At 39.5% G+C, this 14,291-nt stretch carries 13 protein-coding genes; 8 read left to right on the plus strand and 5 right to left on the minus strand.

From position 1 onward, the window contains the following. Positions 1-58: 58 nt before the first annotated feature. On the minus strand, positions 59-316 hold the full coding sequence (locus tag IGL24_RS06520) for a glucose uptake protein (protein WP_206859433.1): 258 nt from the start codon (positions 314-316) through the stop codon (positions 59-61). Between the two features lie 168 nt (positions 317-484). Between IGL24_RS06520 and IGL24_RS06525 the strand changes: the two genes are divergently transcribed. Together IGL24_RS06525 and IGL24_RS06530 are read left to right on the plus strand one after the other, a co-directional pair. Beyond that, positions 485-748, plus strand: coding sequence for a hypothetical protein (locus IGL24_RS06525; protein ID WP_206859432.1), 264 nt, complete (start codon positions 485-487; stop codon positions 746-748). A 22-nt stretch (positions 749-770) separates the two neighbouring features. Continuing rightward, positions 771-959 carry a hypothetical protein gene (locus IGL24_RS06530; protein ID WP_206859428.1) on the plus strand — a complete coding sequence of 63 codons (189 nt, stop codon included), beginning with the start codon at positions 771-773 and terminating at the stop codon, positions 957-959. Positions 960-1,113: 154 nt separating this feature from the next. Here IGL24_RS06530 and IGL24_RS06535 read toward each other — a convergent pair whose 3' ends face one another. After that, the gene (locus IGL24_RS06535) at positions 1,114-1,299 is read right to left on the minus strand and encodes a hypothetical protein (protein WP_019724087.1); all 186 of its coding nucleotides are present in this window, start codon (positions 1,297-1,299) and stop codon (positions 1,114-1,116) included. Positions 1,300-1,458: 159 nt separating this feature from the next. On the opposite strand from IGL24_RS06535, the gene IGL24_RS06540 reads away from it, so the two are divergent. Next, on the plus strand, positions 1,459-1,830 hold the full coding sequence (locus tag IGL24_RS06540; RefSeq protein WP_207116111.1) for a YxeA family protein: 372 nt from the start codon (positions 1,459-1,461) through the stop codon (positions 1,828-1,830). Positions 1,831-1,935: 105 nt separating this feature from the next. Here IGL24_RS06540 and IGL24_RS06545 read toward each other — a convergent pair whose 3' ends face one another. Together IGL24_RS06545 and IGL24_RS06550 are read right to left on the minus strand one after the other, a co-directional pair. Then, positions 1,936-2,367, minus strand: a complete 432-nt coding sequence (locus tag IGL24_RS06545; RefSeq protein ID WP_206859423.1) for a hypothetical protein — start codon at positions 2,365-2,367, stop codon at positions 1,936-1,938. A gap of 59 nt (positions 2,368-2,426) precedes the next feature. Further along, positions 2,427-3,182, minus strand: coding sequence for a C39 family peptidase (locus IGL24_RS06550; RefSeq protein WP_207700254.1), 756 nt, complete (start codon positions 3,180-3,182; stop codon positions 2,427-2,429). A 268-nt stretch (positions 3,183-3,450) separates the two neighbouring features. Between IGL24_RS06550 and IGL24_RS06555 the strand changes: the two genes are divergently transcribed. Continuing rightward, positions 3,451-3,648, plus strand: coding sequence for a hypothetical protein (locus IGL24_RS06555; protein WP_206859419.1), 198 nt, complete (start codon positions 3,451-3,453; stop codon positions 3,646-3,648). A 249-nt stretch (positions 3,649-3,897) separates the two neighbouring features. Beyond that, positions 3,898-4,386 carry a hypothetical protein gene (locus IGL24_RS06560; RefSeq protein ID WP_207116113.1) on the plus strand — a complete coding sequence of 163 codons (489 nt, stop codon included), beginning with the start codon at positions 3,898-3,900 and terminating at the stop codon, positions 4,384-4,386. A 63-nt stretch (positions 4,387-4,449) separates the two neighbouring features. Here IGL24_RS06560 and IGL24_RS06565 read toward each other — a convergent pair whose 3' ends face one another. Then, on the minus strand, positions 4,450-5,049 hold the full coding sequence (locus IGL24_RS06565; protein WP_206859417.1) for a nitroreductase family protein: 600 nt from the start codon (positions 5,047-5,049) through the stop codon (positions 4,450-4,452). Positions 5,050-5,421: 372 nt separating this feature from the next. On the opposite strand from IGL24_RS06565, the gene IGL24_RS06570 reads away from it, so the two are divergent. The 3 genes from IGL24_RS06570 to addA all read left to right on the plus strand — a co-directional run bounded on the left by IGL24_RS06570 (position 5,422) and on the right by addA (position 14,271). Beyond that, on the plus strand, positions 5,422-6,885 hold the full coding sequence (locus IGL24_RS06570) for a peptide MFS transporter (protein ID WP_206859415.1): 1,464 nt from the start codon (positions 5,422-5,424) through the stop codon (positions 6,883-6,885). A 139-nt stretch (positions 6,886-7,024) separates the two neighbouring features. Further along, entirely contained in the window at positions 7,025-10,555 is a 3,531-nt protein-coding gene (locus tag IGL24_RS06575; RefSeq protein WP_207700255.1) for a PD-(D/E)XK nuclease family protein, read from the plus strand. Beyond that, the gene (addA, locus tag IGL24_RS06580) at positions 10,552-14,271 is read left to right on the plus strand and encodes a helicase-exonuclease AddAB subunit AddA (RefSeq protein ID WP_207115251.1); all 3,720 of its coding nucleotides are present in this window, start codon (positions 10,552-10,554) and stop codon (positions 14,269-14,271) included. Before IGL24_RS06575 ends, addA begins: the two co-directional genes overlap by 4 nt. The last annotated feature ends 20 nt before the right edge of the window (positions 14,272-14,291 follow it).

Below are 14,291 nucleotides of genomic sequence, written 5' to 3' on the forward strand. Positions count from 1 at the left end.
ATGAAAGCTGCGTTGTTCAAATTCAACGTGGCTTTTTTAGTGTAAACAGCTAGATAGTTTACTTCGGATGTTTGTAAAGATAAAAGATCCATAAAATCAATAGAATCATTGAAACAATCAAACCAAATTCATGAGAAAGCAATTTTCGAGTGGACTCCCAATGCCGCAAGGAAAAGATCCTGTAAGAGAAATACGCTACAGGAAGAAGTGCAATCAAAACGGTAACCTTACGTTTGGTCCACTTTGTGTAGTAGATCGCTAAAGCTGTCATTAGAAAAAAAGGAACATAAAAGACTAATTGTCCCAAAGTGTCCATATTATATACGCCTCCAAGGAAATGAAATCCATAATTAAAAATAACATTTTGTATGTTTTTACACAAGGGTAGATGTTATAAAATTTCTTGATTTTATAAAAAAGTCGTTTTTTTGATTCTTAGTTCACTTATTGTTATAATCCTTTTAAGGAAAGGGTGTAATGTTTCATGGACCAAGTAATTTTAGAAGTAGATCTACATTTAGTGAATAATATCCGTATTTACTACTATATAGTTAGCAATAGTGTGGAACCGCGCGTTTTGATGAACAAAATCGATGGTATTTTGTCAAAAACGGATTTTCATCAATTTACAGATGGGGAAGAGAGTTACTACAGCATTCCGGTTGAAAAAGTGATTTATACAAAAGTGAATGTGCGCAAAGATCTAGACACGAAAGAAGTACATGCACCGATATTCACTGAATACTGAAAGAAGCTGGAGGTTATCTGAGATGAATCCCTATGAGCAAATGATCCAAGATTTAATTGATGGAAAAATCGATAAAATAGAGGTCAAGCGTGAGGAAGTCATGGCTTTTCGCGAGGCGTGGTTAAAGCTTGAAAATCGCAAGTTTGTGGTCGGTAAAGCCCAATTGAATGGCTCTGTGACTTATCACTATGACCCTACAAGACTATTTTGATAGTAGGATAGGGCAGAAGGATGCCTTTTTTGAACATCGACTTTTCGCAAAAAAAGTCAAAGAAACTCTAAAAAAACCTCAACAATCATTGATTGTTGAGGTTTTTTTTTAGCTTCTGTCGTGTGAACTTTAATCATGAGATAGCGACACAACTTTATTTGAATAGATTTTTAAATTTGTCAGTTATTCCTTGAAAGTCGACATTTTGCAAAAATTCTTGGGCTTTTTCTTTGTAAGGACCTAGTTGTTCTTTATGCTCTTCGAAAAATGTTTTGGCTTCAGTAAAATTTCCACTTTGGACCAGATCTTTGATTTTCTGAAGTATTTCTTCTTTATTCATAATGAAACACATCCTTTCTTTCTTATAATAATAGCAGAAATAAATGAGATTTTGTAAAAATAACTTCTGTGCGAAAGTCTGATAAAAAACTCAATCCACAGACGGATGTTAGAAATTTACCCACAGGATATACTCAGAGAGTAAATAGGAGGTAGGAAAATGAAAATAATCAAAGTTTTAGTAAGTATTGCAGTATTTAGTGGTTTGGCGTTATTTGGTTTAAAGTTTTACACGCAAGGGGCAAGTGGAGAATTGCCAGCAGTGATTGATCAGTTAAATCCATTGGTCACAAAGGGAGAAGTTTATGTGAAAACAAAACAACCAGATGAAGTCAATTCATATGGTACAGCAAAATATATCCAAAAAGCAGTTGATGCGAATGGAAATGAACGTGAGATCGAGTTTAATGGTATCTCCGTTTTAAAAGAAGATCGTTACTTGAAACTAACAAATAAAGGCGCCCATGTTGAAACGTACGAAGAAGTTTCAAGAGAAGCGGTTCCTGAAAAAGCATTATCAGTTATTGGTTAATTATATTTTTATTATGTAAACTACGAAATAAAACGGCACCATACTCAAAAAAACAAGCCTAAGAATGATCGATTCGTTACGTAATCTTTCGTTCTTAGGCTTATTTTATTTTTCTTCGTTTTTCTCAATATTCAGTTTCAATTGGTCGATCCGCCGTTCGATTTTTTTGATCAATCCACTAGGTAAACCGATGATTTCTGCTGATGCTAAGACAGAAGAAAGCAATTGATATTCAAGTGCTTCTGCATGGATTTTACGGTAGATAGTCGCTAGGCGCTCAATGTATTCAAAATGGGTATAACCAGTTTGAATGATCAAAAATTTTAACAAATCGATCGCTTTTTCATAGTCTTGCTCAGAATAATAAGCTAGTGCTTGCCGATATAGTTTGATTTCTAGTAAATCAAGGGAAGCAGGGCTGTATCGATTTGTCCATTCATTGACTGACACTTTTTTTTGGATGTTCCCTGAAGTATCACGGACGAAAATGATTGGGATCTCATTCGGATCAGCCTTTTTATGAATAAATCGTTCCACAGCATCTCACTCCTTCCATGCGTTGTTAGCTTGAGTATAAGCTATTTTTCTAGGAATTACTAGTTCTTTTCTAAAGTGAGCATTTGACCACCCATTGCCTCAAACACTTGCTCGAAGTCATCGATGGGTACCGCCCGATTTTTTTCACCGTAAGGATCGTTGACATAGATCGACTGCTCATCAAAGCCAGTGACGACGCAGGCGTGGACTAATGGAGTGACTTGTACTTCACCGTTTGCAGTCGTCCAAGTCATGAAGTCATATTCTGTTGGCACTTGAAAGTCGATCGTGACAGAAGTCCAGACCGGTTTGCCATCTCTGAGCGCAGATTTGATATCTGCCAAACGAGCATCTGTCTGCGGTTCGGTATGATAATCGGTTTGCACGATTTCTTGAGCTAATGTAGCGATAGGTGGCACATAGACGCCCATTGCCCAATCGCCACCCCAGATCTCACCGACGAAACCTTCGTTTGGATCGCCATGAGTACCATCCTCATTGAAAACTGGAACATAATTCAACTGTTCGGCTAATTGATTTTTCGTAGTTTCGTAGCCATAGAAGCGTAACAACATCGATAATGCAGTCACTTCGCAACCGTTCTCTAGCGCAGGTTCATCGAATTGATTTTCAATTGGCACATCGAGAAGTACTTGTTTTTCTTCATTTTTGATCGTTTGTTCAACTTTTTCAGCGGATGTGGATAACGATTTTTTATCTTCCGTTTGTTTATGAGTAAAGTAAAAGACGCTTGAAATCAACACGAGTGTTGTCCCAACGAGCAAGAATCGCTTTTTACCTTTTTGTTTTGACATGGAATTCTCCCCCAGACTGTTTTCTATTATAATTGTTTTTCTGGAAAAAACTACTGTAACCTTTTTTTTGTGTATAAAAAAACGAAAATTATCCGAAAAAACTACTTTTTGACAGATTCAGCTGTTTAAATTTGTGAAAACGAAAACAGTACGCTATAATGCGGATAGATCAAATAAGATTTTGATCAAATCATCACTAACGACACACACAGATAAATAATCGATGATTTTCTGTGGCAAACTGTTTGAGTAGTTTAGGAGGATTTTGATGACGGAAGAAATGATTAATTTAGGAGAACAATATTCATGTAGGCCCATTGGTTTTACCAAAGCAGTTGTTGGAGAAGTTGTTTCAAAAATGACAAATTGCGCCGTAGTCAAAGTTGCCCAATGCGCTATAGAAGATCAAGAATTATTAGAAGAAAAAGCTAGCATGGTAGTAGCTAAGTATGATACATTTGAATAAGAAGATCTGGACCTGCAACATCGAATAAGTAATGTTGCAGGTCCTTTTAAGGTTATGAAAGAAGCGTTTAGCACGTCTTATGACCGAAGTGTTGCTCCTTGAATACCGATTATCTAGGTCGTGAAAAAAGTGATCTGATCTTAGCGTTGAAGGTCAACTTTTGGATCACCGATCGTTTAGTTAAAGAAGGGGACAGGATTTACCCCTTGGATTTTCTAAGAGTTGAAAATAGAGGTGTGGATCGATAAGATGGTTTCCTTTTTAACAATAGTTCTTTTTCTATTTGTCATCGTCATGTGTTTATTTCTTTGGCTGGTACGCCGAGAAATCGTGTATAAAACGGTGCGGAATCGCTGGGTCTATTTAGTTGTTCCTTTTCTAGCTATACTTGTTCTATGGTATACATTGGTTAGCCAACCAACTTTAGATGAGTTAGTGAAAGGGGTCTTAGCTTCGCTTGTCTTATTGAGTTTCTTACTAGACAGTCGAGGTCTGACAACAGAAGGGTTAGTACTGAATAGTTTTGACCGTCGAGGCGTGCCTTTTTCTGAAATAAATAAAATCGTTCTTTACCAACCAAAAGATTCGAAAGAAGTCAAAATGAATTTTTTCCGAAATGGTTGGCGTGGACCGTTATTGAAGTTTTCTGTTTCATTAGAAGAACTGATTCCCTTTTTAGCGAAGCATTTAAATGATGATGCAGAACTTGATATCATGATCGAGCATGAAGACGAATAAATACTAAAATGAAAAACAGCTCCCTATTTTAGAATAGGAGAGCTGTTTTTTGTCATTGACGAACTATGCACCAAATACACGGAAACGATCTGCATCGTTCATATATTCTTTTTCGCCAGCTGGAGATTCAGGTGAACCAAAGACTAATTGTGCACGTAATTTCCAGTTTGCTGGAATTGACCATTCGTTTGCTACAGCTTCATCGATTACTGGGTTGTAGTGCTGTAAGTTGGCGCCTAAGCCTTCTTCGCTTAATGCTACCCAAGTGTTTGCTGTTGCAATCCCGTTTGATTGTTCTGACCAATCTGGGAAATTGTCTGCATATAATGCAAATTGTTCTTGCAAGTTTTTGATAATATCTGTGTCTTTAAAGAATAAGACAGTACCATAGCCTTTTTTAAAGCTTGCTAATTTGTTTTGTGTGTTAGGGAAAGCTTCAGCTGGTGTCAATGGACGTAATGCTTCTTCTGTCATTTCCCATAATTTTTCGTGTGCATCGCCGAATAGGATCACAGCACGTGTTGATTGCGCATTGAAAGCAGTAGGACTTTCTTTGATTGCTTCTTGGATCAAAGCAGTTAGTTCTTCATTTGATTGCGAAACGTTGCGTCCTAAATCATAAATCGAACGGCGGTTTTTTAAGCTATTTGTAAATTCAGTCATAAATCAGTTCTCCTTTAAATCGCTTTTCTGCGTTTTTTTCTTGATGACAAAATGAAGTATATCACCTTACAAAAAGTAAGTAAAATGAAATGCTCAAAAAAACTTTTTTAAATATAATAATTTTAGATATGATTTAAAGGCCTTGATATAAGACCGTTTACATGACGGATCTAGCGATATTTCTTAGAAGTTGCGAGAAACGAACTATATAATTATTAAAAATAACCTATGTTTTTTCTTATCATTTTCCCATTGAAATTTTGTTGTATTTATAGAAAATAGGTATATATTTCTTAGATATATATTTTCACACGAATTTTCGGCAAATGTGTGTATTATTTTCTGAAAATTAAAAGAATTGGGGTATGGATTATGGAAAAACAAGACAAAGGGTTCTTCGGTCAGCCGAAGGGATTGTCTACATTGTTCTTTACAGAAATGTGGGAACGATTCAGCTATTATGGAATGCGCGCCTTACTGATCTACTATATGTACGATACAGTAGCGAATGGAGGTCTTGGCTTACCTCGAGCAACAGCCTTGTCGATCATGTCGATCTATGGTTCGTTGATCTACATGTCAAGTATCGTCGGCGGTTGGTTTTCTGACCGGGTGTTAGGAGCAAAACGGACTGTCTTTATTGGTGGGGTCTTCATCATGATTGGACATATCGTTCTAGCATTGCCGTTTGGTGTCTCAACTTTATTTATCTCGATGGCATTGATCATCATTGGTACCGCCTTTTTAAAACCGAATGTTTCTGGCATGGTTGGACATTTGTACACTAAAACCGATCTACGAAGAGATGCAGGATTTTCAATCTTTTATATGGGGGTCAATCTTGGGGCATTACTCGCACCGTTGATCGTCGGCACGATTGGGCAAGAGTATAACTATCATTTAGGGTTCTCATTAGCAGCGATTGGTATGTTCTTCGGATTGTTGCAGTATGTGATCCAAGGACGTAAGACGTTGGATGGTGTAGGGATGACAGCACCTAATCCATTGACACAACAAGAACGTAAAGGATTTATCCGCAATGTTGTGATCGCTTTGATCGTATTTGCCATTATTTTTGGCGGGGCACAACTAACTGGACATTTGACGATCGATTTCTTCGTCAATACAATCAGTGTCTTGGGGATCGTTTTACCACTTTATTACTTTATTAAAATGTTGACATCAAAAGATGTATCGACGGAAGAAAAACCAAGAGTATGGGCATATATCCCGTTATTCTTAGCAGCAATCATCTTTTGGTCATTACAAGAACAAGGCTCATCGATCCTTGCTTTATTTGCAAGTGAACGGACACGATCCACTTTGATGGGCATACCGATCCAAGCTAGCTGGTATCAATCATTGAATCCGATTTTTATCTTTATTTTGACACCGGTATTCGTGACATTGTGGACTCGCTTAGGCAAACGTCAACCTTCGACAGTAGTGAAATTCTCGCTAGGTTTACTATTTGCAGGGCTATCTTATCTATTATTGATGTTACCAGGTATGTTATATGGAACAGCTGGCAAAGTAAGTCCGCTTTGGTTAATCGGAAGCTTCTTCATTATTGTGCTTGCTGAACTTTGCTTGTCACCAGTTGGACTATCTGTGACGACGAAATTAGCACCAAGAGCTTTTGAGTCACAAACGATTGCGATCTGGTTCTTAGCGGATGCTTCTTCACAAGCCATCAACGCACAAATCGCTCGTTTTTACACACCGGGTACCGAATCAGCTTACTTCGGGATCATTGGGGTCGTGGCGATCGTAGGTGCAGTGATCTTGTTTGCAATCAAAGAACCAATCAAAAAATTAATGGGTTCGATCCATTAAGCCATGTTTTTGTCGGAGAGGACGATTGTCCATCTCCGGCTTTTTTTATTTCCAAAATTTAGGCGATAATAGAACAAATGTTCAGTTGTTTTTGTTATAATGATGACGTATATCAATTGGGAAAAAAGGAGGAAGCAAGGTGTCGTTACAATTTATCTTGGGGAATGGTCAAAAAGACCACCGTAAAGCACTAATTGATGAAGCAGCCGCTTGGCTTGAAAAAGATGAAACACATCAGGTATTTTTCCTTGTACCTAACTATAATAAATTTGAGCAAGAGCAGGAATTATTAGCCGAGATGCGTAAAAAAAGCGGAAAAAGCTCTTTTAGCACAACGAATATGCAAGTATTCAGTTTCTATCGTTTGGCTTGGTACTTACTGCAACAAACCACATTGCTTTCAGGAAATGAATTGACGGAAGCTGGTTCAGCGATGATCCTACGTCAGATTTTAGAAAAGAAACAAGAGGAACTGACGATTTTTCGAGGTGAAATCAGAAAAAAAGGCTTCATTCGTCAGTTGCAAGAATTATATAGCGAATTACAGGTAGGCAAGATAGCGCCAGCTGATTTGCTGACATCTGTGACAGGCGAGTCACCAAGAGATGAGGATCGTCAATTAAAAATGAAGGATCTGCAATTGATCTTCACCGCTTTTGAAGAGGAGTTGCTTCAACGAGCGCTCCAATCGGAAGATGCGTTAACCGTATTAGCAAATTATATGGCAACTCAGGATTATCGAAACATCAAATTTTTAGTCAGTGGATTTGCGCGAATCAATGCGCAAGAATTCCAATTGATACAAAAAATGATGGAAAAGGGGCAGCTTGTCGTTGATCTCTTATTGGATCGCCCTTATAAATCCGACTTGCCTGATCCATTGTCCTTGTTTTACAACACAGGTAAGGTTTATTTTCAACTACTGAACGCTGCACGAGAACAAAGTGTCCCTGTGGCAGTCGATCATTATGCGCCGGCACGAGCATATAAAAAAGAACTTCAATCGTTACAACAAATGTGGGAAGAAACTTCCAGTCACCAGAAAAGCACACCAACAAAGATTGGTGCGCAAGAGACACTACATCTATGGGAAGCAGAAAATCCAACGGAAGAAGTTCGCCAATTAGCGGTGGAGATCCGGCGTTTGGTCAGCCAAGAAGGGTTTCGTTATAAAGACATCCAAGTATTGACAAAGGATATGACGCTATACGGAAATCTATTGCGACCGATTTTCCAAGAAATGGCGATCCCTTTTTATTTGGACGAAGAACAACTGATGGAAAACCATCCATTGATCGAATGGATCAATAGCCTATTTGCTTTGGATCGTTACCAGTATCGTTTAAACGATATCATGCGTTTCTTTAAAACTGAGTTAACGATCGGTACACCAACCGATGAACTAGATCTTGATACGTGGCAGACGGCCAGAAACCAGTTTCGCACGGATCTGGATATCACAGAAAATGTTGCTTTAGCATACAACTATCAAGGCAATTATTGGCTTCGAGAAAAAGATTGGCAGTTTGTCGCCTATGATTTTGAAGCAGAACAGCTAGAAGACGTCAAACAGTTGGAAGAGCAATCAAATACGATCCGCAGACTATTTCGCGCATTGGTGCCTGTATTTATTGGGGATATCAAGAAATGTCAAACAGGACAAGAAGCAGTCACGTTGTTTTATCAGTTCTTGATCGAAAGTGGCGTGCAACAACAATTACTTTTCTGGCGTGACCAAGAAGTAGCCCGAGGAAACTTAGCTGCGGCTAGAAACCATGAACAAACCTGGGGTGCTTTGATGGATCTTTTGGATGAATATTCATTGATCTATGGAGAAACACCATTTGACTGGTCCTTGTTTCAAGAGATCATCACTAGTGGCTTAGAAAATCTCAGCTATGGGAAGATCCCTACGGCAATCGATCAAGTTCGGATCAACCGTTTGGAACTTGTACGTGCGAATCAAGCGAAGGTCACATTTGCAGTTGGCTTGAATGATCAGGTGTTCCCAGATCGCCATGAAACGAAAGGCTTATTATCTAGCGAAGAACGAGAAGCGTTGAATCAAGGGCTGGCTGATGATCAATTTTTATTTGATCCCGCAAAGGAGAGTATGTCATTTGAACCTTTCCAAGCTTATTTAGTGTTTGCCTCGGGAACTGAACGGTTGTACTTGAGCTATGCGCAAAGCTATGATACGAATCGCTTGAAAATGTCTCCTTATTTGAAACGAGTCGTCGATTATCTGGGTATTCCGGTCGAAGCAAAATGCCAGTTGCAGTTGACGAGTGAACCCGATTGCTACGTGGGAACGTACCGTAGTGGCATCAATACGATCAATCGCGTCTACCGTTTAGCAAAAGAAGCAAAACAGGCTGTGCCGCTTTATTGGCAACAATTAAAAGATTTGGTGCTTCGTTCTAACGAACGGAATTTTGCGTTGACGATCTTTGAAAGTCAAGATCACCTGAATGTCCCTGTATCTTTGTCAGAAGAGATGGCAGAGGCCTTATACGGTAAAGAAATCTATACGTCGATCTCACGGATGGAAAACTTCTATAATTGTGAATATAAGTATTTTGTTCAATTTGGCTTGAAGCTGAAAGAACGTAATATTTATGGTTTGACACCAGCTGCTACCGGTGATTTTTATCATGAGTCACTCGATCGTTTCTTCAAGTTGTTATTCTCCAATCAACTTTCACTCGTAGCAATGTCTGAGAAAGAGCGTCAAGAATTTACTGAAAAAGTGTTACAAGAAGTGTTCGGTGAATTGCGTTTTGAGATTTTAGATAGTTCTGCACGAATGAACTATATCCGTTACCAATTAGGACAAACGATTCAAAAAGTGGCGTGGGCGTTACAAAAACAAAGTAGGAACACTGGTATGAAGCCGTTACAAACAGAGATTTTATTTGGACAGATTGCTGGTGCTCGAGGGATTCCTGGGCTTGAGATCCCTTTGGATAAGGGCGGGAAGCTCCATGTACGTGGAAAAATCGATCGGATCGATGTCGCTACTGAACAAAGCGACACGTGGTTGAGTGTCGTGGACTATAAATCAAGTGGCCGTTCCTTTGACGTGACAGAAGCATATTATGGAATGGCGATGCAACTATTGACCTACCTTGATGTAGCGTTGATGGATGCCGTACGTTTAACCGGCAAGGCAGCAGTCAAACCGGCAGGCTCTTATTACTTGCATGTGCATAATCCCGTGCTGACGGATACGACAAATGTCGAGAAAAACACGTTAAAGAAATTCAGCTATGATGGGGTTTTTGTCGATGATCCAGGCTTATTAGAAGTACTCGATCATTCATTGGAAGCGAAAGAAAGCTCACTGATCTATCCGGTGAAGAAAAATGCCAAAGACGAGCTGCAAAAAGGCAGTTATAGCAAAGAAAAATTTTATACAGAAGAAGAACTGCAATTGTTCATGAATCATAATCGCGAGAATATGCGTTTAGCTGGTGAGGCGATCACATCCGGAGAGATCAAACTGAATCCAGCCTATAAAGACAAACAAAGAATCGCTTGTGAATATTGCCCGTTCCGAAGTATCTGTACGTTCGATGTCATGCTGAAAGAAAACAATTACCATCGTTTAGAAAAGCTTGATAAAGAAGAAGCATTACGCAGAATATTGAAAAGGAGTGAAGAAGAGTGACCTCAATTCCTTTAAAACCAGAAAATGAGCGCTTTACCGATGAACAGTGGCAAGCTATTTTTGATCAAGGAGATAATCTTCTTGTTTCGGCATCGGCTGGCTCAGGTAAAACAACTGTTTTGGTTCGCCGAGTGATCGAGAAACTAAAAATGGGGGTCAACATCGATGAGCTGTTGATCGTCACGTTCACGGAAGCCGCTGCAAGAGAAATGAAAGAGCGCATCCAGTCTGCGTTACAAGAAGCAGTCAATAGTGAAAGTGATCCGGTTTGGCAAAAACATTTTACGAAACAGCTTGTGTTGCTCCCAACAGCAAACATCTCAACACTCCATGCGTTTTGTTTGACCGTCATCCGTAAATATTATTATTTGATCGATATCGATCCAGTGTTTCGAATGTTGACAGATGAAACAGAGACGATCTTAATGAAAGAAGATGTGTGGGATGAAATCAGAGAACAGCTGTACGCTGAAAACCAAGAAAACTTCTTTCGTTTAACGATGAACTTCTCAAATGATCGTTCAGATGATGGATTGACGAATCTCGTGTTTTCTCTCTATGATTTTGCCCGCGCAAATCCTGATCCTATCGTTTGGTTGGACCGTTTACCTGAAGCTTATCGCTTAGAAGGTGGCTTAGCAGCTTCTACGTTGTATCAAGAACAGATCCGGCCATTGGTTTTAGCTGACTTACTTCATTGCACGCAACTTTATGAAGAAATGGTTGTTTTGGCACAAGAGGAAGGGCTAGAAAAAATGTTGGAACAAGTTGCCCAAGAGCAGGCAAGTATCCAACAAATCTATGAAGGATTCGTCAGTGATGAATTAGAGAATGCTTATCAAGGATTAGAAAATTTGACGTTCACAACATTCAAAAGCAGTCGCAAAGCGGAGTTAAAAGAGCGTTCGGCTGAAGTCAAGGCGTTAAGAGATCGTGCCAAAAAAATCTTGCAACAAATCGGTAAAAGCTATTTCCCAGTTTCACCCGCACAAATCGAAGAGTTAAGCCAAAAAGCGTTACCTCTCGTTGAACAAATGACGGAAGTCACTAAACTTTTCATGGAAGGATTCAGTGCGCGCAAACGCGAAAAAGGCGTACTGGATTTTAACGATTTGGAACACTTAGCGCTACAAATACTGACGAAACAGCAAGAAGAAGCGTGGCAACCAAGTGAAGCCTCGGATTATTATCGCAGGAAGTTCAAAGAAGTGATGGTCGATGAATACCAAGACGTCAACCAGCTACAAGAAGAATTACTTTATTGGGTCAGAGAACCGGATGAAGAAAAAGGCAATCTCTTTATGGTAGGGGATGTCAAACAGTCGATCTATTCGTTCCGTTTAGCTGATCCCACCCTTTTTATCAATAAATATGAGAAATTTTCGGAAGAAAGAGGCGGACGACGGATCGTCTTAGCTGAAAATTTCCGCTCACGGCAAGAAGTTTTGGCATTTACCAATTTGATCTTTGAACAATTGATGGACCCGACAGTCGGACAGATCGCCTACGATGAAGCGGCTAGACTTGTCCTTGGTTTTTCTGGTTTCCCAGAGAATGAGCGATTTTCACCAGAGATCCTGATTTATGAAAAAGCCCAAGAAACATCAGAAATCGAACTACCCATGGATGAAGTATTGGAAGATAAAACAGAAGGCGAATTGTTTATGACAGGGTTGAAGATCCGTCAGCTGATCGATTCACAGTTCATGATTTACGATAAAAAAAGGCAAGAAGAACGGCCAATCGAATACAAAGATATCGTTTTGCTGACGCCGACGAAGAAAAACAATCTGACAATCTTAGAAGTGTTCAAAACCTTTGATATTCCCTTAGAGTTAAATGATGCTCAAAATTATTTCCAAGCAACCGAGATCCGCACGATGATCTCCTTGCTGCAACTGATCGACAATCCTTATCAGGATATCCCGTTGGCTTCTGTCCTTCGTTCGCCGATCGTCGGCTTGATCGAACCAGAATTAGCGCGTATTCGCTTAGCAGATCAGGCGCATACTTACTATGATGCAGTGCTAGCTTATCAAAATAATAACGAAGACGAGTTGTCGGCTAAACTCCTTCATTTTAACAAGCAATTACAACAATGGCGGGAGTTAGCACGTCGTTCTTCAATCACTGATCTGTTATGGGAAATCTATTACCAAACGGGCTATTTGGAATACGTCGTAGGGTTACCAGCTGGTGCGCAGCGTCAAGCGAATCTTTATGCGTTAGTGGATCGTGCGAAAGCTTACGAACAAAGCTCTTTTCGCGGACTTTACCAGTTTGTCCGCTTTATTGAAAAAATGCAGGAAAAAGACAAAGATTTAGCGGAACCTGTCCTTGCTTCCAGTGACAATGCCGTTCGTGTCATGACTATCCATGCCAGTAAAGGATTAGAGTTCCCAATCGTCTTTTTATTAGATATGACGAAGCAATTTAATTTGCAAGACTTAAAAAACCGCTATGCTTTTGAAGAAAAACTCGGTGCAGGGGTCCGCTATATGGAGCCAGATACTCGGGTCTTATATGATACCTTGCCTTATCAAGCCATCAAATTAGCGAAACAGAAAAAACTGCTCTCGGAAGAAATGCGTAAATTATACGTGGGCTTGACACGAGCAGAGCAAAAATTGTTTATTGTCGGTTCCTATAAAAGCAAAGAAGACACGTTCAAAGCTTGGTCAGAAGCAAGCGAACAACCTGACTTAGTGCTAGATCCAGTGATTCGTCTGAAAAGTATGAGTAGTTTGATGAATTGGATCGGCTATAGTTTGATCCGCCATCCGAAAATGACTGAATACTTCCCAGAAGCTACACCGTTGCCACAACTAAAAGCTTCGCCTGGAGACTTTACGATCACTTGGATGAATCAAGAAGAGGTCATCGCACAACGCCAAGCGTTAGCAACAAAAGAAGAACAAGCAGAAGAGCATGTAAGCGATCAAACACCATTGTCCGCAGATCTAAAAACTCGTTTAGCGTTTGCTTATCCTTATGAAGCTTCTTCGCAAACGACTAGTTATCAATCTGTTTCTGAGATCAAACGTCTTTTTGAAGACCCGGATGATTCACCAGATGCACGATTGACCTGGGAAAGAAGTGATAAAAAAGCATTTGCACAACCGTTCAGGTATACACAAGATCAGTTGGCAGAACCCCGTTTTTTACAAAAAGAGCGTAAAGTTTCTGCCGCAGCAGTGGGGACTGCGACACACTTTCTGTTACAGTTATTACCATTGGAAAACTTGACGAAAGAGCGAGTCGAAAAAGAATTAGCGATACTGGTCAAAAAACGCTTGGTGGATGAGAAAGTTGCTAAAAGAGTACCGATTGCAGCTATTCTTTGGTTCTATGAATCATTTCTTGGCCAATCATTGATCGAACATTCAGAAAAAGTCAAACGAGAACAACCATTTTCAATGCTTCTCCAAGCAGAAAAAGTATTCAAAGAATATCCAAATGATCAAGACGAATTATTAGTCCATGGGATCGTGGACGGGTATCTCGACTTTGATGAGTATGTACAGCTTTATGATTTCAAGACCGATTTTATCTTGCATCCAGAAGATCCTGAGGAAATAGAAAAGGTCATCAGCAAATACCGTGGTCAATTGAACCTCTACCAACGAGCATTGAGCGAAGCGTTGAATAAACCCGTACAAGATGTCTTTCTAGTGTTATTACAAGCGAAGAAAATAATAAATCTTAATAAAGAATAAGAATTGAGCAAACTGGACTT

This window comes from Enterococcus sp. DIV2371 (assembly GCF_050498525.1).
Classification (GTDB): Bacteria; Bacillota; Bacilli; order Lactobacillales; family Enterococcaceae; genus Enterococcus_B; species Enterococcus_B mangumiae.

Coding starts and splice junctions, on each gene's coding strand:
- IGL24_RS06520 (WP_206859433.1), bottom strand. CDS start 316: ATGGACACTTTGGGACAATTAGTCTTTTATGTTCCTTTTTTTCTAATG.
- IGL24_RS06525 (WP_206859432.1), top strand. CDS start 485: ATGGACCAAGTAATTTTAGAAGTAGATCTACATTTAGTGAATAATATC.
- IGL24_RS06530 (WP_206859428.1), top strand. CDS start 771: ATGAATCCCTATGAGCAAATGATCCAAGATTTAATTGATGGAAAAATC.
- IGL24_RS06535 (WP_019724087.1), bottom strand. CDS start 1,299: ATGAATAAAGAAGAAATACTTCAGAAAATCAAAGATCTGGTCCAAAGT.
- IGL24_RS06540 (WP_207116111.1), top strand. CDS start 1,459: ATGAAAATAATCAAAGTTTTAGTAAGTATTGCAGTATTTAGTGGTTTG.
- IGL24_RS06550 (WP_207700254.1), bottom strand. CDS start 3,182: ATGTCAAAACAAAAAGGTAAAAAGCGATTCTTGCTCGTTGGGACAACA.
- IGL24_RS06555 (WP_206859419.1), top strand. CDS start 3,451: ATGACGGAAGAAATGATTAATTTAGGAGAACAATATTCATGTAGGCCC.
- IGL24_RS06560 (WP_207116113.1), top strand. CDS start 3,898: ATGGTTTCCTTTTTAACAATAGTTCTTTTTCTATTTGTCATCGTCATG.
- IGL24_RS06565 (WP_206859417.1), bottom strand. CDS start 5,049: ATGACTGAATTTACAAATAGCTTAAAAAACCGCCGTTCGATTTATGAT.
- IGL24_RS06570 (WP_206859415.1), top strand. CDS start 5,422: ATGGAAAAACAAGACAAAGGGTTCTTCGGTCAGCCGAAGGGATTGTCT.